This window comes from Brucella pituitosa (assembly GCF_965577835.1).
Classification (GTDB): domain Bacteria; phylum Pseudomonadota; class Alphaproteobacteria; order Rhizobiales; family Rhizobiaceae; genus Brucella; species Brucella pituitosa.
In genome coordinates, this window is sequence record NZ_OZ264092.1 from 116,679 (window position 1) to 139,479 (window position 22,801).

A 22,801-nucleotide genomic window follows, 5' to 3' on the forward strand; every position below is an offset into this window, starting at 1 on the left:
ATGGCCCGGCAGCTTCAAGTTGCCGGGCTTTTGCGTTCAATGGGATTGGAATTTAGTGTTTCAAGGCGTTCCGAAGTTCATCGAACCGCCGTTTCGATTGTTTTTTAGGGCTGTTGCGCTTTAGCAACAAGGCTCTATTTGGGTCAAAAAATGGCGAAATCTGGCAGTTTTTGGCGTTAATTGTGCCTTGAAACTTAGAAGAATTCATAATTGGCACCCCGATTTTACGCTTTTCGTCAAAACACATCTTCGCTACTTGCTGTTCTCCCAATTTATGCATCTTGCAGGCTGAATCCTTCCTGATTTACGTTTGCGTCAAAGTAAATTGCTGAAGTTCATCGCATTCTGTTTGGGAGGACATTTTATGAAGCTGCAGCGCATGAAAGCTGTCGGGATCGCAGTCGGTCTGTTGGGGAGTGCCGTTAGTGCACATGCAGGCGGGCTTGAACGCAGTTCGCAGGATTTTGATACCCTGTTTGAGCAAGGCACCGTAATTGACACAACAGGCACGTTCGTAGCCCCACAGCGTAAGCTGAAGAACATCCGGGGGTCCGGTATCGGGGCTTTAACCGGCGGGAGAAACCCGTTCACTGGACAGGCTTATGGAACTGATGTTGATGAAGCAAAGAGCTATTGGGTTCCGAAGTTTTCGGCCAAATTTGATCTTACGGAAGATCTGGCTTGCTCTGCTCAGTATCGTCAGCCTTGGGGTATCGAGACCGATGTTGGACTAGATACTGTTCGAAGCTTCGTTGCGATTGAGCAGAAGATTTCTTCTCATGATTACGGCCTGAACTGTTCCTATCGATTTGCTGCTGGTGAAAAGGGTTATTTCCGTCTTCTCGGCGGCGTCAGCTATCAGGAACTGAAGGGTGAACAGACCAAAGCGATACCTCCATTCGGTCATCCATTCGGTGGCTCGTGGCGTGTTGCATCATTGGACGTTGAGGACAGCTCTGTGGGCTGGCGCCTTGGTGCTGCCTATGAAATCCCTGAATATGCAATTCGTGCGAGCGTCGTATACCAGTCTGAAGTGAAGTACACTCTCGACGGAACGATTGATAATCTGGCTTTGAATCCACGGACTGGAGCCAGCATTCCGATTGCTGTTGACGGCGATGTTGCAACCCCTCAGTCGGTTGAGTTCAAGTTCCAGACAGGTATCGCACCGGATTGGCTTGCATTTGGTTCGGTTAAGTGGACAGACTGGTCTACAGTTACGGATGTTAATTTCCTTGCCAAAGCGAACCAGGTTGTGCCGCAGGGGCAGAGGGTCACGGGTCTCAACCTGTATTATCAGGATGGATGGACCGTTAGCGGTGGCGTTGGGCATAAGTTCAATGATCAGTGGTCGGCCGCAGCGACTGTAACTTGGGATCGTGGTACATCGACGGGCCTGACATCACAGACTGATATCTGGTTGTTTGGTTTGGGTACCAATTATAAAGCAACCGAAAACTTTGAAGTTCGCCTTGCGGGCGCTGCTGGTTGGCTGTCGTCGGGTGAAATCGATGATACCTACGTAAACGGCGTATATAGTGCCACGGGCTCTAAGGGTGATTTCGGCAATGACTTCGTCGGTGCGTTGTCGCTGACGGCTAAGGTCAAGTTCTGATTGTTTAATCAGGACAATAAAAGCCCGGCTTCAAGCCGGGCTTTTTCGTTTGAGAGCGAAGATTTTACTGTTCAAGGCGGGCAAGCAGGGAAGACGTATCCCAGCGGCCACCGCCGATTTTCTGCACTTCCTTGTAGAATTGATCAACCAGGGCGGTTACAGGCAGAGCCGCACCATTGCGGTTGGCTTCCTCAAGGCAGATACCGAGGTCCTTGCGCATCCAGTCGACAGCAAAGCCAAACTCATATTTGCTTTCGTTCATGGTGCTATGCCGGTTTTCCATCTGCCATGAGCCTGCAGCGCCCTTGGAGATGACACTGATCAGCTTCTCAATATCGAGGCCAGCCTTTTTACCGAAGTGGATACCCTCCGCGAGGCCCTGAACAAGACCCGCAATGCAGATCTGATTGACCATCTTGGCGAGTTGGCCTGATCCAACAGGCCCCATCAGCCCGACCGAGCGCGCATAGGCTTCGATGATTGGTCTGGCTTTGTCAAAAACGGCATTTGACGCGCCGGCCATCACGGTCAGAACGCCGTTTTCTGCACCAGCCTGGCCGCCAGACACAGGCGCGTCAATGAAATGAAATCCACGCTTCTGCGCTTCAGCGTCGAGTTCACGTGCGACTTCCGCGGAAGCCGTGGTGTTGTCGATAAAAATAGCGTCCTTTTTCATTGTCGAAAAAGCGCCATTTGAACCGGTTGTCACTTCACGCAGATCATTGTCATTGCCAACGCAGCAGAAAACGAAATCAGCATCGCGTGCTGCTTCAGCAGGTGTGGCCGCATGGTTGCCATCGAATTGTTCGGCCCATTTGAGGGCCTTTGCACTCGTGCGATTATAAACTGTAACGTTGTAGCCACCTTTGGTCTTCAGATGGCCAGCCATCGGATAGCCCATCACGCCGAGGCCGAGGAAGGCCACTTTAATTGCTGTCATTGTCTAAAACCTCCAGAGGAAACGCGTCGAAACATAGATTAGGTAAGGGGCGTCATAACCGCTTTGCGATAGGCGGGGCGCTGCGTAAGACGGTTATACCAGTCTTCGAGATGAGGCGTTGATGCGCGTTCGATTGGAAACTCGAACCATGCATAAGCATAGCAACCCAGCGGAATATCGCCGACGCCAAAATTTTCACCCGATAACCACGGCTGGTTGGCAAGTGCCTGATCAGCAATTTTGAGCGATCGCGTCATGCCATCAATCCCCCGCTGCATGACCGCCTTGTCGCGCTTATCTTCCGGGAGGCGGATCAAGTTCGTGATCACATCACGAAAGTCGGCATAGAGCGTGGAGGGTGCCCAATCCATCCATTTTTCTGCTTGAGCACGTTCTGCAGGAGCTTCAATCCACAGGCCGCTCTTTGCATGCGTTGCAGCAAGATAGCGAACGATTACATTGGATTCCCAAAGTGTGGTGTTGCCGTCTTCAAGAAGCGGGATGAGACCATTGGGGTTGCGGGCCAGAAAATTCGCATCCTGCAGACCGCCAAACTGTCCACCGACATCGATCTGTTCATATTCGAGACCAAGTTCTTCAGCTATCCAAAGCACCTTTTTTACATTGGTGGAATTGGTTCGACCCCAGATTTTCAGCATGATTGAGCCTATCGATTTGCGATTAAAAGACGCGAGCTGCGCCTCACAACAAGCGTGTATTTAAAGCAGATCGCCCCCGGTAGCTGCAAGGCTAACGGGGGCGATAAATTTTCTTTTATTCGTCAGTTCAGCGTATCAAATGTCTTGTCAGTCGCCGTTCAAGAAAGTCCCAGACGTGTCGCAGACATTCGACAATCAGCAGGTAGATAACTGCTGCCCAAATATAAGTCTGGAAATCAAATGTCCTTGAATAGGCACGGCGTGTTTCCCCCATGAGGTCGAGCACGGTGATGATTGCGACGATAGCCGATCCCTTGATCATCAGGATGATTTCATTACCATACGGACGCAGAGCCACGATCAAAGCCTGAGGCAGGATCACTTTCCAGAACGTCACACGCTTGGAGATACCGAGAGCCGCTGCGCCTTCCCACTGTCCGACGGCAACGCTCTGAATAGCGCCACGCAGGATTTCCGCCTGATAGGCTGCGGTGTTGAGCGAGAAGGCCAGAATCGCACAGTTCCATGCGTCGCGGAAGAATACCCAAAGGCCAACACTTTCAAGGAAAGGACGGAAGGTGCCGAAACCGTAATAGATCAGGAAGGTTTGGGCGAGCAGCGGTGTGCCACGGAAGAAATAGACATAGGCAAAAGCGATGCCGCGTAGCCATCGATTCTTCGACATGCGAGCCGCTGTGATCGGTAGCGACAAGAGTGCGCCAATAACAATCGAAACTGCAACAAGCCGCAACGTGACCAGCAGTCCGGACCAATAACGCGGGGCATAGGTTTCAAACAGATCAATACGCCACGCATTATAAAGATACAGCACCAGTCCGACGAAAAGCAGTGCCCAGAATGCAACGATGATATGGCCTGCAATGCGTGCGCGTGTCCAGCCTCTGATAACCGGAGGCGGGGCCAGGACATCTGCTGCGCTGCGAGAGGTGATTTCACTCATAATCAGGCTCCCCGCGACGCGTTACTACCCGCATCTGCCCAACGAGCGATGCGGTTGATGAAATATGAGGAGATGATTGCAAGTGCGAGATAGAGCAAACAGGCGACGCCGAAGAACAGGAATGGCTCCTTGGTCACGCGTGCGGCAATCGACGTCTGGCGCAGAATGTCAGATAGTGTAATGACCGAAACGAGCGATGTGTCTTTCAGCAGCACAAGCCAGAGATTGGCGAGGCCCGGAAGTGCAATCTTGATCAATTGCGGCAGAATGATTTTGCGCATCGTCTGCCAGTGCGAAAGACCAACTGCATAACCGCCTTCATACTGTCCACGCGGTATAGCCCGAAATGCCGACAGGAAGACTTCGCTCGAATAAGATGAAAAAACGAAGCCAAGTGCGATCATACCTGCGACAAAGGCATTGATCTCGATATTTGCATTGATATCGAACAAGGTGAGTAGGCGTTGCAAACCAAGCGACGCGCCGAAGTATACAAGGAAGAGCGTCAGTAGCTCCGGTAGTCCGCGAAAAATAGTCGTGTAGATATTGCTCGCAAGCCGGATTGATGGTTCTTCCGATTGCTTGCCCAAGGCAACGATAAAGCCAAGAGCGAGGCCAACGGGTAGGGTCGCGACGGCCAATGCGATTGTCACCATAAGCCCGTTGGCGATACTGACGCCCCAACCGTCAGGGCCGAAACTCAATAAGGTGGCGTAATGTTCCATGCGCCTAATCTCTTCCCGAGGGCTTCAGGTCTGTAGTGAAACAGAACCTGATAAATTTTGATTTTCTCATTATAGCCCAAATAGTTACGCCGGTTTACATAGAAGTAAACCGGCGTTTGAATGTTAAAATATCTTAGTTTTCTGCACCATACGCATCGAAATCAAAGTACTTGTCATTGACTTCTTTGTACTTACCGTTAGCGCGGATTGCCTTGATCGCTTCATTGAACTTTTCAATCAGCTCAGGACGCCCCTTTTTGAAGGCAACGCCAGCACCAGGACCGTGAATTTCGATAACTGGTGGGAAAGTACCAACCATCTTACAGCAAGCGCCATCTGGCGATTTCAGCCATTCGGCCAGTGTCACGCTGTCGTCGTTAACGGCATCTAGGCGACCATTTGCGAGATCGAGACGATATTCTTCCGCAGTCGGGTAAGCCTTGATCGTGCTGTCGGTGAAGGTTTTTTCCGAATAGTTGGAGTGCGTGGTCGAAACCTGTACGCCAATTGTCTTGCCTGCGAGGTCTTCCTTGGTCACGCCCTTGATGTCGGTATCCTTAGGCGCTGCAACACCGGGAGGTGTGTTGTAATATTTGTTTGAGAAGTCGACCTGCTTCTTGCGTTCGTCTGTGATGGACATGGACGCGATGAAGGCATCGAATTTGCCGGACTGAAGGGCAGGGATAGCACCGTCCCATTCCTGCGTCACGAACTCACATTCGGCTTTCATTTCGTCGCAGAGCGCCCGGGCAATATCAACGTCAAAGCCGGAAAGTGTGCCGTCTGGCTTGATGAAATTGAATGGAGGGTAGGCACCTTCCGTCCCAATCTTGAGTTTCAGGGGGTCCTGAGCATTGGCAATACCGGCGCTCATGCTGCCGAGTGTGATTGCCAGTACTGCAACTGATGTCGCCGCAGCGATACGCTTCATAACGCGCATTCTTAGTCCTCTCGTTTAGTTGTGGCTGGTTCCCTGATTCTTTTTCTGGTTCAGCCGCTTCAAGAGACGCTGTCGACATAAAACTTTAAGTAGTAAGTCTGACAGTGGATCCCCCGTTCATTACAAATAGATGCTAGAGTTGACGATGCGCAATATTTTTTCGCACTTATGCCCAATCATCCGCCCAGAACTTGATAATCCCACCATTTTCTATGTCATTGCAAGACGGTTTGCGTAATTTAATTGTGCATGCAGAAAGGGGAATTAAAAGGGTTTTCTATAGAATAAGGTAATATGGCCGTGGTTTTTACGGACTTTGATTAAATTAACGGAGAAATCCTCAAAGCTCCATCAATTGCACAACGAAGTCGGCAATTTCTTCGACTGCATTCAGACTAAACACGGGCAATTTTTCATGTTGCACCACGTGATCGCTTGCAATTGCAACGATGCTGGGATCAACGTCGGATAGCGGTGGGCCTTCATGTCCACCAGAGCGTCGAAGTTCGATTTTCTTATGAGATTCGCGCTTGTAACCTTCAATCAGAACCAGGTCACACGGGGCGAGTTTACCCACAATCGCTTCTAATGATGGCTCTTCCTCACCCAGATTTTCATGCATAATTGCAAAGCGCGCTGAGGATACAATTGCGACTTCTGCGGCTCCTGCATTTCGGTGTCGCCACGAATCCGTGCCGACGTGATCAATATCAAAATTGTGGTGTGCGTGTTTCACAGTGGAGATTCGGTAGCCGCGTTTGGTCAGTTCCTGAACGAGCTTTTCGGTCAGCGTGGTCTTGCCCGAATTTTTCCAGCCAGTGATGCCGAATAGCTTATGGGTCATTTCAGGGCCTCATTGAGACGGGTCGCTTCAATCAGATCATCAGGTCTGTTGATGTTGAAGAAAGGATCATACCTCTCGCTTTTAGCAAGCTGTATAAGAGGAAATTCGACCTCTTCAAAGCCTATATGGTGTGCGAAGGCGAGGACGCTGGCTTTGTCAGTATGTGCGAGCCATTCGTCGAGTGGCTGCAATAGGTCAGTTCTCCAAAGCCCGAAAATCGGATGGACACGACCATTCGAGCTCGCCAGCACAATGCGAGCGGCAGTTTTCTTTTGCTGCTCATATAGTCGGGACGCTAGATCGCAGGGAAAGAACGGGCTGTCGGCTGCAACGCTTAGTAAGACAGAGAACTCGCGACTGTATTCCAGTGCGGTCTTTAGCCCGAGGAGTGGTCCACCATGCGAAGAAGGCTTATCTCCGATTACTGGAATATTCAGCTTTGGTAGACGGCTGGGATCGCCATTTGCATTGAGAAAAACATGATCGACTTGTGGCGAAAGCCGCTCTGCAACACGTTCGATGATCGTTTGTGAGCCGAGTTTTTGCAGGAATTTATCACCAGCCACACCGCCCGCTTGCATACGACTGGATTTTCCACCCGCAATAATTGCGCCTGCAATGCGGATCGCGCCTCCCATTACGAAGGTTCCACTCCGGTTGGTGTTGCGGCCAATGTGCTTTTGTTCTGTTCGCGCTTTTTGCGAACATTTTCACGATAAACCATATAGATGCCGCTGCCGACGACGAGAATTGACCCGGCAATTGTATAGGAATCTGGAGCTTCATTGAAGACAACGGTGCTCAACAGAATCGCCCAAAGCAGGCTCGAATAGCGAAATGGTGAGACAAAAGAGATTTCACCTTCACGCATGGCCATGATGATGAAGTGGTATCCGACCAGCAGAAGTCCTGCAGCCAAAGCCATGATAAGAACTGGTACGAGGCCAACGGGTTGCCAGCCACCCATAGGCAGGATGAGGCCACCGCCAGTGAGAGCTATGGCACCGGCGGTCAGCGTGGACAGATATAGTGTCGGGACATGTGCTGGCACACGACGGGTTGCGATATCACGCATGGCTGCAAAACAGACGCTGGATAGCAGAATGCCAACAGCAGCAAGGCTTGCCGAGCTATCGGCGCCGGGGCGAATAATAATGATAACGCCGACAAGCCCGAAGGAGATACACATCCAACGCCGCCAGCCAACTTTCTCATTGAGGAAAAGTACGGCACCCAGGGTGACGACCAGAGGCGTTGCCTGAAATACTGCTGAACAAAATGCCTGTGAAAGATGACCGAGAGAGAAGATATAAGTGACGGTCGCCAGCACTTCGCCCAAGACGCGCAAAACCGTCATCAAGTCCATCGACAAATGGCGCAATGCGCCGTTGCGCCAGGCAAGCAGGCCTATCGCAATTGTCGCGAATATCCCGCGGATAAACATATACTGACCGCTGTTCATCTGCGTCAGCAGATATTTCGTCATAGTATCGCCGATGGTGAATGTACCCATGGCGAGGAGCATAAATATACTTGCGCGAAAATTAGCTGACTGCGGCACGATATGGAATCCGGTTTAGGAATGTATATCGCTATCGCATCAATTGGATTCGGTCCAATTTATACTAGTGGATTGAATTTGACGTTTGAATTCCGACTGACACAAATGCTGTTTCAAACGTCAAATTCGAAAAATCCACTAGATTCAAATTCTTGCTAGTGGTCTTTTTGATTCCGACATTTGTTTAACGCCTGTATCGAGGGATGCAAATATCGGAATCAGACCACTTGTTGCGTATGTATTTAAATTATTATCCGCCGGTAAGGCTCATGTGACGCGCAACAGCCGGGCGGTTGTGGTCACGATCTATGATGAAATCATGACCTTTGGGCTTGCGAGAGATGGCTTCATCAATAGCATCGTTTAGTATGCTGTCGCTTTCACTCGCTCGCACTGCAACGCGCAAATCCGCATCGTCGTTCTGTCCGAGGCACATATAGAGCATGCCGGTGCAGGTGAGGCGCACGCGATTGCAGCTTTCGCAGAAATTGTGTGTGAGGGGCGTGATGAAACCAAGACGCCCGCCGGTTTCAGCAATGTTAACATAACGGGCAGGGCCGCCTGTGCGGTATGGAATGTCTGACAGCGTGAACTGCTGGCTCAGATCGGTGCGCAGCTGCGAAAGTGGCAAATACTGATCGGTACGATCAAACTCGATTTCGCCCATGGGCATGGTTTCGATCAAGGTCATGTCCATGTCGCGGCCATGCGCCCAGCGGATCAGTTCCGGGATTTCGAACTCATTGAAGCTTTTCAGCGCAACCGCGTTGATTTTAACGCGAATGCCAGCCTTCTGAGCCGCATTGATACCCTCTATGACACGATCAAGATCGCCCCAACGCGTGATGGTGCGGAACTTATCAGGATCGAGTGTATCCATCGAAACATTGATGCGACGCACACCGCAATCTGCCAGTTCATCCGCATATCGGGCCAGCTGGGAACCATTGGTGGTGAGCGTCAATTCGTCGAGTGCGCCTGTTTTAAGGTGACGCGACAGCCCGCGAATGAGATGCATGATATTCTTGCGGACAAGCGGTTCGCCGCCTGTCAGGCGCAGTTTGCGAACGCCTTTCTCGATGAATGCGCTGCAAATCCGGTCGAGTTCCTCGAGCGTCAGCAGGTCTTTCTTCGGCAGAAAAGTCATGTGCTCCGCCATGCAATATGTGCAGCGGAAGTCACAACGATCAGTGACTGAAACGCGCAAATAGGTTACCGCGCGCCCAAACGGATCAATCATTTGTCCGGTGGGAGAAACAACAGGCAGAACTTGAGAACCTTGCATAGAGTAAGCCATTGTTTCCACGCGCTGCAGAACCCATTCTGCATCTTGGTTCTAGATAAGTGGCCTCGAACGCTTTGTCCAGTTTACGCGTTTGCTAAGCACCTTCAAGTGATAAGGCATTAATCTGACGCGTCAGGCCTTTTGTCTCTTCTCTTCGAGGCTGAACATCAATATCTCTTTGATTTGGCGAAATTCAGAAATGAACAGCCGCTGGAATGACGGAGAACAATTATGAGTGATGTCTGGCCAACTGAATTGCGTGTCTCGAAAGATCGCAAGCTTCTGACGGTGGCGTTCGAAAGCGGCGAACGGTTCGAGCTGACTGCGGAGCTTCTGCGTGTGTTGTCTCCATCGGCGGAAGTGCAGGGGCACTCGCCAGAGCAACGCGTGACTGTTGGCGGCAAGCGCAATGTCGAAATTATGCGCATGGACCCGATTGGTAATTATGCCGTCCGCATTACCTTTGACGATATGCACGATACAGGCCTGTTCTCATGGACCTATCTCCATAAGCTTGGCACAGAGAAAGACACGCTTTGGCAGACTTATCTCGATGAGCTCTCTGAAAAAGGGCTGAAACGCGATCCGAGATAAAGAAAAGGGCGGTATCAGCGCATCCCGAAAAGTGTGAAACGGTTTTCGGATAAGATGCGCGTTGAAATAAAGACCGCCCCTTTGTGCTTTAACCTAAATTGAGTTCTTTGAAGAAGTCGTTGCCCTTGTCATCGATAACGATAAAGGCCGGGAAATCGACCACTTCGATGCGCCAGATGGCTTCCATGCCGAGTTCTGGATACTCGACCACTTCAACCTTCTTGATGCAGTCCTGCGCAAGACGGGCGGCGGGGCCACCAATAGAGCCCAGATAGAAGCCGCCATGCGTGCCACAGGCTTCGCGAACCTGACGTGAACGATTGCCCTTGGCGAGCATCACCATCGAGCCGCCAAACGACTGGAACTGATCGACATAGGAATCCATGCGACCTGCCGTTGTCGGGCCGAATGAACCAGACGCATAGCCTGTCGGAGTTTTTGCGGGACCTGCATAATAGATCGGATGGTTTTTGAAATAATCGGGCATCGCTTCGCCATTTTCCAGGCGTTCACGAATTTTCGCATGTGCGAGATCGCGTGCGACAATAATCGATCCGGTCAGCGAGAGCTGCGTCTTTACCGGATGCTTCGACAATTCTTTGAGAATGTCTTCCATCGGCTGATTGAGGTCGATCTTGACCACGTGCGACGACAGCTTTTCTTCGTCGATTTCCGGCATATATTGTGCCGGATTGGTTTCCAGCTGCTCAAGGAAGATACCATCCTTGGTGATTTTTCCTTTGGCTTGACGGTCAGCAGAGCAGGATACGCCAAGCCCAATAGGCAGCGATGCACCATGGCGCGGCAAGCGGATAACCCGGACATCATGGCAGAAGTATTTGCCGCCGAACTGCGCGCCGACGCCAAGCGACTGGGTCAGTTTGTGAATCTCGGCTTCCATTTCCAGATCACGGAAAGCATGACCGGTTTCGGAACCTTCAGTGGGCAGGTTGTCGAGATAGCGTGTCGATGCCAGTTTCACTGTCTTCAGGTTCATTTCAGCAGACGTGCCACCAATGACAATCGCCAGATGATAAGGCGGGCAGGCGGCCGTGCCGAGGCTGAGGATCTTGTCCTTCAGGAAGTCGATCATGCGATCATGCGTCAGCAGCGATGGCGTGCCCTGAAACAGGAAAGTCTTGTTGGCCGAACCGCCGCCCTTGGCTACAAACAGGAATTTGTAGGCATCCTCGCCTTCTTCATAGATGTCGATCTGAGCAGGCAGATTGTTCTTGGTGTTCTTTTCCTCGAACATCGAAAGGGGGGCAAGCTGCGAATAACGCAGGTTCTTCTTGTTGTAAGCATCAAGAACGCCAGCACCCAACGCATCAGCGTCGCCGCCTTCAGTCCAGACGCGACGGCCTTTCTTACCCATGATGATCGCAGTGCCAGTGTCCTGACACATCGGCAAAATACCACCGGCCGCGATATTGGCGTTTTTCAAAAGGTCATAGGCCACGAAGCGGTCATTATCGGTGGCTTCCGGATCTTCCATAATGTTGGCAAGCTGCTGCAGATGCCCCGGGCGCAACAGGTGATTGATATCAGCAAATGCCGCTTCCGAAAGAATGCGCAGGCCTTCAGCATCTACGCTCAGGATTTCCTGTCCCTTGAACGTATCGACCGAAACATGATCCGACGTCAGTTTGCGATAAGGGGTTTTATCTTCGCCAATTGGGAAAAGATCGGCGGCGCTTGCTTCTGCCATTGTGGTACCTCGCTTGCTTGCCTGCGGCATCTCGTGAGATGCACTCCGTTATTTTGCCCAATACCAAAGTCGGGGCATATTCTGCGGGGCTTTTATCGTGATGGAGGGCGAAATCCACTGCGGCACATTGTTCAGCCGGGTACTAAAACGGCAAGCGGTGTGTCCGCCAAGGCACTTTTCAAGAAAAATTGATGGAGTTGGGGCCAAAATTATTGGAGGATGCGTTAACGTTAAAAGATTCTATACGACATTCATCAATTCTATGGGCAAAGATTGAAGCGGATTCGCTTTTTAGCGATTGCATTGAATTGGCGGTTAGAATGCAGTTCTCCAGACATTTGAATCGGGACATCAACGATAACCGCAAGAGCGGTCCTTATGTCCGTAATGCGCTTGCTTTCGCTCTCGCAGCATCGACACTGTTCTCGACAGCGCAGGCGCAGGCAGCAAATTCGTTGCTGGAGCTGTTTCAGCAGCGCCGCCAGCAGCAAGCCCAACCTCCTGTGCAGGCTGCACCAGTGGCTCCCGAACGGCGTGCCGCGAAGCCTGTTTCAGTGCCGAGGGCAGCCGTGCCGCCAGCGCAGCGTGTCACGGTCAAAGGTCCACAAATCTACAATTACAAGCCGGACGCTCTGATAAAGGTCGATTTTTCGGCTGTTGATATGCAGGTGACGGCTGCAGTTGATCCGGCTCACGTCGATCCTTTGACGTCAGGCATGTCGCCGATTGGCCGTTCGAAAAAGGTTGACGAAACCCAGGGCGAACGCGCTTTTGATGCGGCAACGGATTATCTCAAAACCGTCGATGTCAAAGCTGAAAAGCAGGTCGCCGAAGCGATCGTCAGTTTCTATTCAGAAAAGCGCACATTCCTTTGGTCATCAGATAACAAGGCGCTCGATAAAGCACGGAACGTTGCAGCTTTCTTCGCGCAGGCTGACGATGACGGTCTGAACCCTGAAGAATATGCTGTCGCTATACCGGGTGATCATTTTGATGAAGCAGAGCTGACGGAACGCCAGCAGAAGCTTGCTGACTTTGAAATCCGCATGTCTGCGCGCGCTCTGCGTTATGCAATTGATGCTGGCGAGGGCCGTGTTGTTGCCGACAGGTTGAGTGGGTTCCATGATCTGCCACGTGGTCGCGTTGATCCAAAGGCTGTGCTGGCGCGGCTCGCATCCGAAAGCGATCCGGTCGCTTATCTTAAGAGTTTCCAGCCCAACAATGAGGCTTACGCTTCATTGAAACGCGAACTGGCACAGACCGAAGCGCCAGCAGGTGAACCTATCCGAATTTCGCTCGATAAGGCGATCCGCCCCGGCGACACCAACGATCAGCTGGGCAAAGTCGTGGCGTTGATTACGCGACATGCGCCTGCCAGCTATCTCGAACAGCATCGCAATGTGCTGCAGGCCCATGCGGATGCCAGCATCTATGATCCAGAGTTGGCGGTAGCCATCAAAGATTATCAGAAGCTTTCCGGCAGCACGCCGGATGGCATCATCGGCAAGAACACGATTGCAGCACTTCAGGGCGAACAGGATTCGGTCAAACGTGATCGTATTCTCTATTCGATGGAGCGTCTGCGCTGGCTGCCACACGATTTTGGTTCGCGCTATGTGATGGTCAACCAGCCATCCTATCGGGCTGAATATTTCGAACACGGCAAAGAAAAGCTGGCGATGAATGTGGTCATTGGTTCGCCAACGCATCAGACCTATTTCTTCTATAACAAGGTCCAGACGGTTGTTTTCAATCCGTCCTGGGGCGTGCCTCGCTCGATTATCCTGAACGAAATGCTCCCCAAGGTCATGCGCGATACGAGCTATCTCGATCGTAATGGCTATGAAGTCTATGTTGGCGGCAAGAAGGTTTCGGCAAGCGCTGTAAACTGGAGCGCAGTTGCTGCCGGTAAAGCCCATGTTGGCATCCGCCAGAAGCCGAGCCTTGATAACGCCTTGGGTGAATTGAAGATTCTGTTCCCCAATGCCCATGATATCTACATGCACGATACCCCGGCGAAATCCTATTTCAGTCGTGACATGCGTGCGCTGAGCCATGGCTGTATTCGTCTGGAGCGTCCACGCGATATGGCAGCAGCCGTTTTGGGTAAGCCGGTCGAAGAGCTGGGCAAATATTTCGGCAAGGACGAGCGCGGCCTCAAGGTGGCAAATCCTGTTCCGGTTTACATTGCCTATTTCACAGCCTGGCCGGATGCGAACGGCAATGTTCGTTTCTTCAACGACATTTACGACCGTGATTCAGGCTTGCAGAAAGCGTTCGATAAAACGGCAGAATCTCGATTGGCCGCTCTTTGAGCGGTCAATTCTTATCCGGCTATCTATAAGTAAATCGTTGCAAGAATGGTGGGCGCGACAGGGATTGAACCTGTGACCCCTCGCGTGTGAAGCGAGTGCTCTCCTGCTTCTGCCATATAAGATGAGAGCTAAAGAAATTAGATAAAGCGCCGATCTGATTGAATCAGATCGGCGCTTTATTTGTTCGCTATAGATATTTTAGTTCTGAATGTAACAAGCTTTTCCCTGACCACGCGCAGGATCGCCGAAACTACGGTTGTCACAGCGAACGCCATCACGGAATACGCGTTCTACGAAACGCCCCTTGGCTCCGTAACGCACGACCTTACGGCCATAAAAATCGCAGAATCCTTTTTCTTTCGCGCATTGTTGCCAGTCACCGCGACCTCGATCATCGCGCCTGTTGTCACGCCAGTCATTGCGGCGGTCATCGCGTCGATCGTCGCGCCAATCATTGCGGCGATCATCACGCCGGTCTTCATAACGATCACGGACAACAAAAGAGCAGCTTTTTCGTGCGCCAGGTGCGGGATCACCAAAAACCTGGTTGGAGCAACGCACGTTCGGGCCATCGATGAACTGAGACGTTCCACGACCGTTTGCGCCGTAGATGACTTCGGTCGGATACGGAAGCCTGCAGGTTTCATTTTCACCAGCACAACGCTGCAATTGTGCTGCTTCCGCTAGCGCGGGAGCAAATGCGTATAAAGATGCAACGAAGGCTGACAGGCCTGCGATGAGGCTGATTTTATTAGACAGAAGAGCTGTCATGGCTAACACCATTGTTTGAATGTCTGATGCGTTCTTATAGAATTTAGTTCTTGAATATAGAATGAACGGCGGCCCGCATTTCAACTGGTCGAATTTCATGCGCGTACGGCTAATTGAATGCAAATCGTGTAAAAATTCCAGTTAGATAGTTCCCTTTTTGTGTTGAATCCGCAAGAGTGCAGTCTGATGTTTCCCGTCAGCAAGGTCGTAAGAAAATGCATGGTGAATACAAGGTCCACGGTGGCAAGCTGGTCGTTATTGATCTGGAAGTTCAGGATAACAAGCTGAGCCAGGTTCAGGTTGCAGGCGACTTTTTTCTCGAACCGGCTGAAGCCCTCGACGACATTCGCGATGCACTGAACGGCTTGCCAGCAACCGCCTCGGCCGAAGAGATTGCCGATGCAGTTCGTAAGGGACTTCGTCCCGATGCATTCATGATCGGTTTTAGCCCGGAAGCTGTGGCAATTGCCGTTCGTCGCGCGCTCGGCGTTGCTCGTACATGGCGCGACTACGAATGGCAGATTATTGATATTCCGCCTCTTACGCCGACAATGCATCTGGCTTTGGACGAAGTTTTGGCACGTGAAGTGGCCGCAGGACGCCGTGCACCGACTTTGCGTTTCTGGGAGTGGGAACGTCCGTCGATCATCATTGGTGCGTTTCAGTCGCTGCGTAATGAAGTGGATATGGACGCAACCAGGGAATTGGGTGTGGAAACCGTGCGTCGCGTAACGGGTGGCGGTGCCATGTTTGTCGAGCCGGGCAACTCGATTACCTATTCGCTCTATGCGCCAGGCGATCTGGTCCGCGACATGAGCTTTGCCGATTCCTACGCATTCCTCGATGAATGGGTTCTGAAATCGCTGAATTCGCTTGGAATTGACGCATTCTATAAACCGCTTAACGATATTTCGAGCTCAAAGGGCAAGATCGGCGGAGCAGCCCAGAAGCGGTATTCCGGCGGCACCGTTCTGCATCATGTCACCATGGCTTATGATATGGACGCCGAGAAAATGGTGAAAGTTCTGCGCATTGGGCGAGAAAAACTTTCAGATAAGGGTACGGCCAGTGCTGTCAAGCGCGTTGACCCTGTGCGCAGCCAGACCGGCTTGCCGCGCCGCGAAGTCATTGATCGCATGACGGAAATGTTCGTATCATTGAACGGTGGCGTGAGCGGATCAATCACACCAGAGGAGTTTGCTGCAGCCGAGCAACTCGCTGAGGAAAAATTCGCTACTGAGAAGTGGTTGCATCACATTCCTTAAGCGAAGAATGGCCGCAACTGTCATTGCGCCACGTGACAGCGCGGGCAAGCCATGCCATAGGGAGGCCAAGTTATCACAAGGCCTCCCACGCACATGATCCGCATCGACAATATCAGCAAGTCCAACAGCCACCGTATTCTCTTTATCGAAACTTCCGCCGCCTTGAACCGTGGTGAGAAGATTGGCCTTGTCGGACCGAATGGCGCTGGCAAGACAACGCTTTTCCGTATGATTACCGGCGAAGAGTTGCCTGATGAAGGTCAGGTCACAGTCGAGAAAGGCGTAACGATCGGCTATTTCAACCAGAATGTTGGTGAAATGGGTGGGCGCTCGGCTGTTGCGGAAGTGATGGATGGGGCAGGCCCGGTCAGTGTTGTGGCCGCAGAGTTGCGTGAACTGGAAGCCGCGATGTGCGATCCTGATCGTCTCGACGAAATGGATGCAATTATTGAGCGCTATGGCGAGGTTCAGGCCCGCTACGAAGAGCTGGACGGCTACGGGCTGGATGGTCGTGCACGCGAAGTGCTTGCAGGTCTGAGTTTTAGTCAGGAAATGATGGACGGCGACGTCGGTAAATTGTCCGGCGGCTGGAAGATGCGTGTGGCTCTCGCCCGTATTCTTTTGATGCGTCCCGATGTTATGCTTCTCGATGAACCGAGCAACCATCTCGATCTCGAAAGCCTTATCTGGCTTGAAGCATTTCTCAAGAATTATGACGGTGCTCTGCTCATGACCTCGCATGACCGCGAGTTCATGAACCGTATTGTCACCAAGATCATCGAAATTGATGGTGGCTCGCTTAATTCCTACAACGGCGATTATGGTTTCTATGAAGGTCAGCGGGCGCTTAATGAAAAGCAGCAGCAGGCCCAATTTGAGCGCCAACAGGCAATGCTGGCCAAGGAAATAAAATTCATTGAACGGTTCAAGGCACGCGCGTCCCATGCCTCACAGGTGCAGAGCCGTGTAAAGAAGCTTGAGAAAATCGACCGGGTTGAGCCGCCACGTCGCCGTCAGACCGTTGCCTTTGATTTTGCGCCGGCGCCGCGTTCAGGAGAAGATGTGGTCAGCCTCAAGGGCGTCAACAAGGCCTATGGAAGCCGCTCGATCTATGATGGTCTGGACTTTATGGTCCGCCGTCGTGAACGCTGGTGCATCATGGGTGTAAATGGCGCAGGAAAATCGACGCTGCTTAAGCTCGTCACAGGAGCGACCGAGCCAGATCAGGGCATCGTAAACCTCGGTGCCAGCGTGAAGCTTGGCTATTTCGCGCAGCACGCGATGGATATTCTGGATGGCGACAGCACCATTCTTGAATGGCTGGAGCAGCGCTTTCCAAAAGCAGGGCAGGCACCGCTACGTGCCTTGGCCGGCTGTTTTGGTTTCTCGGGCGACGATATCGAAAAGAAGTGTCGCGTGCTTTCCGGCGGCGAGAAAGCCCGGCTGGTGATGGCGGCAATGCTGTTTGATCCACCGAACTTCCTCGTACTTGATGAGCCGACGAACCATCTGGATCTCGATACTAAGGAAATGCTGATCAAGGCACTTTCATCCTATGAAGGTACGATGCTTTTCGTATCGCATGATCGTCGTTTTCTTGCGGCACTGTCCAATCGTGTACTGGAACTTACGCCAGATGGCATTCAGCAATATGGCGGCGGCTACACCGAATATGTTGAGAGCACCGGCCAGGAAGCACCGGGTCTGCATGTGGGATAAGGAAAAGGCGGGAAATTCCCGCCTTTTTTGCCCCATGTTTAGCGGTAAACAATACCACCATCGGTAAGGATCGCCTGTCCGGTGATGTAGTCTGAATCTGGGCTCGAGAGGAACGATACCAGCGAGGCAACATCTTCTGGCGTCTGAGCACGGCCAAGCGCGATGCCTTCGACGTATTTCTTATAGGTTTCGCCCTTTGGCGCGCCGGTCAACTCCGAGAAACGTTCATCGATTTCGACCCACATGTCTGTCCCGACGATGCCAGGGCAATAAGCATTCACCGTGATGCCAGAGCTTGCATATTCCTTCGCAGCGGCCTGTGTGAGCGCGCGAACGGCAAACTTGGTAGCCGAATAAACACCCAGCATCGCAAATCCATCATGGCCCGCAATCGATGAGGCATTAATGATCTTGCCCTTATGTCCGCGCGCTTTGAATTTGGCTGCCGCTGCCTGAATGCCCCACAGAACGCCTTCGATATTGATTTTCAGGATACGGTCAACTTCTTCCGGCTTAACATCGGAAATCGGCTGAACCTGTGCGATACCGGCATTGTTGACGATGACATCAAATCCACCCAGTTCCTTCTCGGTATGGTCGATTGCAGCATAAACATCATCGCGTTTGCTGACATCGGCGGAGAAGGTGGATGCCTTGCGCCCAAGCGCTTCAACTTCCTTTTTAACGGCTTCGAGCTTGTCTGCTTTCAGGTCGACCAGTGCAATATCAAAGCCATCCTTGGCGAGACGGAGAGCGATGCCGCGTCCAATACCCTGTGCTGCACCTGTTACCAATGCAACCTTAGCTGTGTTTGACATGATGTATCCTTTCTGCTGTTAAGCGGGGGAGGTATTTATGCAGTCATAAACGGCTGTAAATCGTGAAACTGTCACCGTCCAATGACGTTAATAAGACAATTAGAGACAACTAACGCTGTCCTCATTGATCGTGATCAAGTGTCCTCTGAATTGCGATCAAGCTATCGATTTTGCTTCTTAATGTTCACGTTAATCTATATACTGGACGAAGAATATCAACTTTAGGCCTGACATGACCGTCCTTCCAAAATCTACTATTCCAAACATTTCCGGCAAGCTGCACCGTCGCCATTTTTTGTTTCTTTCCGCAGCAATACTCTTCGGACTATCGTTGCCTGCTGGTCTTCATGCTGAAGAGAAGGGCACGTTGCGGATTGCGCTTGCCACGAGCATATCCAATCAGGCTGCTGAAATAGCTGCCGCTGAAGCAAAAGAGCAGGGATTAAACGTGGAGCTGGTGGAGTTCAGCGACTGGGACACACCCAATACCGCCGTAGCGGACAAGACGGTCGATGCCAATCTCTTTCAGCATATTCCCTATTTGAACTACACAAACTCGAACACAGGCAATGGGCTTGTCCCAGTTGCACCGGCGTTCAGCACACCTTTCGGGCTATATTCCAAAAAATACTCAAAGCTCGAGGATCTCCCCGATAATGCCCAGATCGTCTTCTCAGGAGATGTGATTAACACGGCGCGCTCTTTGCTTCTTTTGCAACAGGCGGGCTTTCTGGAACTCAAGCCCGGTACAGATCAACGCGCCAGCCTTGAGGATGTATTGACCTGGAAGAAACCGCTTAAGATCGTGCAGCTTGACGGTCCGCAGATTGCGCGATCGTTGGATGATGTGGATGCTGCTGCAACTTATCCAACATTTGCCAAACTCGCTGGATTGGAAGCATCATCAGGTCTGATTTTCGAAAATGAGCCGATCTATGCGTTTCAATTCGTGACACGACCTGAACTGCGTGATGATCCTCGTCTGAGACGGTTTATTGAGATTTATCAAAACTCACCTGCGGTGAAGGCCAAGCTCCATGAGCTTTATGGCGACATGGTTTCCTTCCCGCGTTAGGTTTGGGGAGGACCAATAATCCCGTGATGGAGGCACACAAACAGAACACGCGGATTTTCATGGTTATTTTGCCAAATAGACCATTGAAGCAATGACGTGGTTCAGCTAGAAACGGCTGGATCGAGGCTTAAGCCTCCCGGCAATGCACCCGTAGCTCAGCTGGATAGAGTGCTGCCCTCCGAAGGCAGAGGTCACAGGTTCGAATCCTGTCGGGTGCGCCATAAAATCAATAACTTAATATTGAAAATAGCATAGGCCTGGGGTTTGAATGAACCTGGAAGTTTAAGGCAGATGCCGCATTAAGCGTGCGAGGCGTGAAGAATCGCGCCGGTTTCAGCAGTTCATCACTGTAATTTCAGATTCCAGCGTCGTTAGTCGTTAAATACGAGAACTGTCGCCTTGTCTCGTAACAAGACTCACGATCTATTACGCCAAGATTATATAGGAAAAGGCGATATGGCTCAGAAAAGTGCAATTAAAGCTCCAACTATTATGGTTGCCGCAGGAGTAGTATTCTTAATCGGTGGCTTTTATCTTCAGTTTAGTGCATCGGGTGTTTCTTCGGCTGATCAGTTGCGCTGTGAGCAGAACGTCAAAAATATATATAAGGACAGTGCCGAGGCCCAAAAAACACTCATTCCGACATGCGCTGAGCCGGGAGTTGTTGCCATGATGGATGCACAGGCAAACGGATCAGGTGCATTCGATGCGGCAGCAGCAATAGCTTCAGCCAATCAGTCTGAAGTTGGTTCAGGCGCTTTGGGTTATGGGCTTATGGGCGTGGGCATAGCCCTTCTGGTTTCCGGGCTCTTTGGCCTGTCTCGCGCGAGGAAGCTTAGCGAATAGCTGACAACGAATGCCAGCTGCACTTGAAGCTGGCATTCAATCGCTGACAGTCAGGCAATGGCGGTATCCGCAAAACGGGTTTCCGCCTTGGTCCCAATGTGCTTAAAGAAGGCGCAAATTTTTTACTGGAGCTAAAAGTGCGTTCTTTCGGCAAAGCAGTCATAGCCAGTGCAATTGCTATTTTGATGGTTTCTCCGGCACTTGCGGATGCAAAGACGGATTCGCTTCAACTCAGGAAATCTGTAGTTGAAGGGCTGTTCACCTATATTGAACTGGGTGAGAATTCCGATGGGCGCTCGAAAGCGCTCGGCATTGCGATGGAAGAGAAGGTGCAGGTACCTGTCGCCAAAGCGCAGTCCGAATGGCAGGAAATCGCTAAAAATAGCTCCGATGCAGCGGCATATGAGACGTATAAGATGTGCGATACGGCTGCCAGTTCGCTTCAGAATATCGTGAAAATCATCGCTGGCTATATCAAAAGCGACAGCACTCAGGAGCCGGAATACGACACCGCTCTGACCAAATTGGGTGCTGATCTTACCGAGTGCGAGAAGGCGCTCGATGTGCAGCTGACCTTCTAATTCATTGATAGAATGCATATTTGGTGGCGGCGCTCAAATGCGAACGCCGCCATTCAGAGAATTACTTCAGGTCAGCAAGAATATCGTCATAGACCTTGCAGGCGCTCTCAGGATCAGTCGTGAGCTGCGACTGCGCACCAGAAAGCTTCTGTGCAACTTCGGATGCCTTCTGTGGGTCTTTGGCTGCAAGTTCCTGCATCTTCGTGGAAAACTCTGTTGCCTTTGCACTTACTTCTTCAGCGGTGCAAGCGAGCGAAGGTGAAGCAGCGGCCATTACAACAGCGATTGCAAGAAGGTATGCTTTCATTGTTCGTTCCTCGTGACTATTCAAAGTTATATTAGACAATCCCGTATAGTGGTCTGAATATAAAAGGGAAATACGCCGTAATTCACATAGTATGTGCAGTTTTAATAATATTCTCGCGATAATCTATCGGGGTGCCTTCTGAGGGTAGGTGGTGATTATTCAGCTATGTCATTGTCCATGAGAATTAGAGTAAATCTAAAAATCTCAAAATAATTGTCGATACTCGTCTATTCAGCTTTGTTTCGTTTTTAATATCTGACTTTTGCGCTTATTGAGCATCTATTAATTGAGCGTATGAGGAGATGATATGCGTCATATTCCAACAGCTATTGCCGGTTTTATTGGCTTAGCTATTTTGAGCGTCATTCTGGGATCCTGGTATACTATCGACGAAGGTGAGCGCGGTGTTATTCTCCGTTATGGAGCGGTTGCTGGTGTCGCCCAGCCAGGACTTGGCTTCAAGATTCCTTTGATCGACTCTGTAATTCGGGTTTCGGTGCAGTCCAAGGCCGCAATTTATAACGGCATGGAAGCCTATAGCCGGGATCAGCAGCCCGCGACGATGAACCTTTCGGTAAACTACCGCATTCCGCCAGATCGTGTGGAAGAAGTCTATGCCACTTATGGCGGTGAAGACGGGCTCCTGTCTCGTCTGGTCGAGCGTCGCGTGTTTGAAGAAAGTAAAACAGTTTTTGGGCGCTTTGCTGCCGTGACAGCTATTCAGGAGCGCAGTCGGCTCAATCAAGAGATCGCCGACGCAATCCAGAAAAGCGTGAGTGGTCCAGTCATTATCGACAGCGTGCAGATCGAAAATATTGATTTTTCTGACTCATATGAAGCAAGCATCGAGCAGCGTATGCTGGCCGAAGTGGAGGTTCAGCGACTTCGCCAGAATGCTGAACGCGAAAAAGTACAGGCAGAAATTACCGTTACACAGGCCAATGCGCAGGCAGATGCGCGGCGTGCTGATGCTCAGGCGCAGGCGGATTCCGTGCGTTTGCAAGCACAGGCTGACGCAGAAGCCATTCGCTTGAAGGGTGATGCAGAGGCGCAGGCCATTAAGGCGCGCGGTGATGCATTGCGGGACAATCCAGGTCTGGTCTCTCTCACACAGGCTGAGCGGTGGAATGGTCAGCTGCCAACGACCATGCTGCCAAACGGCTCCATCCCTATGCTGAACATTACGCAGGAATAATTCGGTATTTAATACATTGGCGGGTCGAAAGGCCCGCCATTTTTTTGGACATAAGCCAAGAGGAACGCGCGAAGCGA

General features: G+C 51.3%; 22 protein-coding genes and 1 tRNA gene. 10 read left to right on the forward strand and 13 right to left on the reverse strand.

The genetic code is table 11. The features are described from left to right. Window positions 1–379: 379 nt before the first annotated feature. Window positions 380–1,615 carry an OmpP1/FadL family transporter gene (locus tag ACSME1_RS00570; RefSeq protein ID WP_268877375.1) on the forward strand — a complete coding sequence of 412 codons (1,236 nt, stop codon included), beginning with the start codon at window positions 380–382 and terminating at the stop codon, window positions 1,613–1,615. A 64-nt stretch (window positions 1,616–1,679) separates the two neighbouring features. Here the strand turns inward: ACSME1_RS00570 and ACSME1_RS00575 are convergent, their stop codons facing one another. From ACSME1_RS00575 to moaA, 9 genes are all read right to left on the reverse strand, one after another. Then, window positions 1,680–2,555, reverse strand: a complete 876-nt coding sequence (locus ACSME1_RS00575; RefSeq protein WP_105705975.1) for an NAD(P)-dependent oxidoreductase — start codon at window positions 2,553–2,555, stop codon at window positions 1,680–1,682. Between the two features lie 38 nt (window positions 2,556–2,593). Continuing rightward, entirely contained in the window at window positions 2,594–3,214 is a 621-nt protein-coding gene (locus ACSME1_RS00580; protein ID WP_105705974.1) for a glutathione S-transferase family protein, read from the reverse strand. A gap of 127 nt (window positions 3,215–3,341) precedes the next feature. Beyond that, complete coding sequence (locus tag ACSME1_RS00585; RefSeq protein ID WP_024898868.1) at window positions 3,342–4,175, reverse strand: ABC transporter permease; 834 nt, start codon at window positions 4,173–4,175, stop codon at window positions 3,342–3,344. A 2-nt stretch (window positions 4,176–4,177) separates the two neighbouring features. Next, window positions 4,178–4,900, reverse strand: coding sequence for an ABC transporter permease (locus tag ACSME1_RS00590; protein WP_100559069.1), 723 nt, complete (start codon window positions 4,898–4,900; stop codon window positions 4,178–4,180). Window positions 4,901–5,033: 133 nt separating this feature from the next. Further along, window positions 5,034–5,840, reverse strand: a complete 807-nt coding sequence (locus ACSME1_RS00595; protein WP_105705972.1) for an ABC transporter substrate-binding protein — start codon at window positions 5,838–5,840, stop codon at window positions 5,034–5,036. 340 nt (window positions 5,841–6,180) lie between these two features. Further along, window positions 6,181–6,684, reverse strand: a complete 504-nt coding sequence (gene mobB / locus ACSME1_RS00600; protein WP_100559065.1) for a molybdopterin-guanine dinucleotide biosynthesis protein B — start codon at window positions 6,682–6,684, stop codon at window positions 6,181–6,183. After that, the gene (mobA, locus tag ACSME1_RS00605; protein WP_435654957.1) at window positions 6,681–7,265 is read right to left on the reverse strand and encodes a molybdenum cofactor guanylyltransferase; all 585 of its coding nucleotides are present in this window, start codon (window positions 7,263–7,265) and stop codon (window positions 6,681–6,683) included. Before mobA ends, mobB begins: the two co-directional genes overlap by 4 nt. Window positions 7,266–7,321: 56 nt before the next feature. Then, window positions 7,322–8,209, reverse strand: a complete 888-nt coding sequence (locus ACSME1_RS00610) for a DMT family transporter (protein ID WP_051514848.1) — start codon at window positions 8,207–8,209, stop codon at window positions 7,322–7,324. Window positions 8,210–8,495: 286 nt separating this feature from the next. Then, window positions 8,496–9,530: a GTP 3',8-cyclase MoaA gene (moaA, locus tag ACSME1_RS00615; protein WP_105705968.1), complete on the reverse strand. Its 1,035-nt coding sequence runs from the start codon at window positions 9,528–9,530 to the stop codon at window positions 8,496–8,498. Between the two features lie 231 nt (window positions 9,531–9,761). Here moaA and ACSME1_RS00620 point away from each other — a divergent pair, with 231 nt between their 5' ends. Continuing rightward, window positions 9,762–10,124 carry a gamma-butyrobetaine hydroxylase-like domain-containing protein gene (locus ACSME1_RS00620; RefSeq protein ID WP_024898861.1) on the forward strand — a complete coding sequence of 121 codons (363 nt, stop codon included), beginning with the start codon at window positions 9,762–9,764 and terminating at the stop codon, window positions 10,122–10,124. An 88-nt stretch (window positions 10,125–10,212) separates the two neighbouring features. Here ACSME1_RS00620 and ACSME1_RS00625 read toward each other — a convergent pair whose 3' ends face one another. After that, complete coding sequence (locus ACSME1_RS00625) at window positions 10,213–11,832, reverse strand: fumarate hydratase (protein WP_024898860.1); 1,620 nt, start codon at window positions 11,830–11,832, stop codon at window positions 10,213–10,215. Window positions 11,833–12,152: 320 nt separating this feature from the next. On the opposite strand from ACSME1_RS00625, the gene ACSME1_RS00630 reads away from it, so the two are divergent. Then, complete coding sequence (locus ACSME1_RS00630; RefSeq protein ID WP_105705966.1) at window positions 12,153–14,147, forward strand: L,D-transpeptidase family protein; 1,995 nt, start codon at window positions 12,153–12,155, stop codon at window positions 14,145–14,147. Between the two features lie 198 nt (window positions 14,148–14,345). Here the strand turns inward: ACSME1_RS00630 and ACSME1_RS00635 are convergent, their stop codons facing one another. Next, entirely contained in the window at window positions 14,346–14,918 is a 573-nt protein-coding gene (locus tag ACSME1_RS00635; protein WP_105706065.1) for a hypothetical protein, read from the reverse strand. Window positions 14,919–15,094: 176 nt separating this feature from the next. Between ACSME1_RS00635 and ACSME1_RS00640 the strand changes: the two genes are divergently transcribed. Both ACSME1_RS00640 and ACSME1_RS00645 read left to right on the forward strand, forming a co-directional pair. Further along, complete coding sequence (locus tag ACSME1_RS00640) at window positions 15,095–16,183, forward strand: lipoate--protein ligase family protein (protein ID WP_235822338.1); 1,089 nt, start codon at window positions 15,095–15,097, stop codon at window positions 16,181–16,183. 93 nt (window positions 16,184–16,276) lie between these two features. Then, window positions 16,277–17,902: an ABC-F family ATP-binding cassette domain-containing protein gene (locus ACSME1_RS00645; protein ID WP_024898857.1), complete on the forward strand. Its 1,626-nt coding sequence runs from the start codon at window positions 16,277–16,279 to the stop codon at window positions 17,900–17,902. Window positions 17,903–17,940: 38 nt separating this feature from the next. On the opposite strand, the gene ACSME1_RS00650 is transcribed toward ACSME1_RS00645, so the two are convergent. Continuing rightward, window positions 17,941–18,720, reverse strand: coding sequence for an acetoin reductase (locus tag ACSME1_RS00650; RefSeq protein WP_100559050.1), 780 nt, complete (start codon window positions 18,718–18,720; stop codon window positions 17,941–17,943). 232 nt (window positions 18,721–18,952) lie between these two features. On the opposite strand from ACSME1_RS00650, the gene ACSME1_RS00655 reads away from it, so the two are divergent. From ACSME1_RS00655 to ACSME1_RS00670, 4 genes are all read left to right on the forward strand, one after another. After that, the gene (locus tag ACSME1_RS00655) at window positions 18,953–19,795 is read left to right on the forward strand and encodes a MetQ/NlpA family ABC transporter substrate-binding protein (RefSeq protein WP_105705965.1); all 843 of its coding nucleotides are present in this window, start codon (window positions 18,953–18,955) and stop codon (window positions 19,793–19,795) included. A gap of 144 nt (window positions 19,796–19,939) precedes the next feature. Next, window positions 19,940–20,016: transfer RNA gene (locus ACSME1_RS00660), tRNA-Arg, on the forward strand. Between the two features lie 178 nt (window positions 20,017–20,194). Further along, window positions 20,195–20,641 (forward strand): hypothetical protein, encoded by a 447-nt coding sequence (locus ACSME1_RS00665; protein WP_235822339.1) that lies wholly within the window; start codon window positions 20,195–20,197, stop codon window positions 20,639–20,641. 137 nt (window positions 20,642–20,778) lie between these two features. Then, entirely contained in the window at window positions 20,779–21,222 is a 444-nt protein-coding gene (locus ACSME1_RS00670) for a hypothetical protein (protein WP_024898749.1), read from the forward strand. Between the two features lie 61 nt (window positions 21,223–21,283). On the opposite strand, the gene ACSME1_RS00675 is transcribed toward ACSME1_RS00670, so the two are convergent. Beyond that, the gene (locus tag ACSME1_RS00675) at window positions 21,284–21,529 is read right to left on the reverse strand and encodes a hypothetical protein (RefSeq protein ID WP_024898748.1); all 246 of its coding nucleotides are present in this window, start codon (window positions 21,527–21,529) and stop codon (window positions 21,284–21,286) included. Between the two features lie 307 nt (window positions 21,530–21,836). Between ACSME1_RS00675 and ACSME1_RS00680 the strand changes: the two genes are divergently transcribed. Further along, window positions 21,837–22,724, forward strand: coding sequence for a prohibitin family protein (locus ACSME1_RS00680; protein WP_024898747.1), 888 nt, complete (start codon window positions 21,837–21,839; stop codon window positions 22,722–22,724). Window positions 22,725–22,801: the final 77 nt, after the last annotated feature.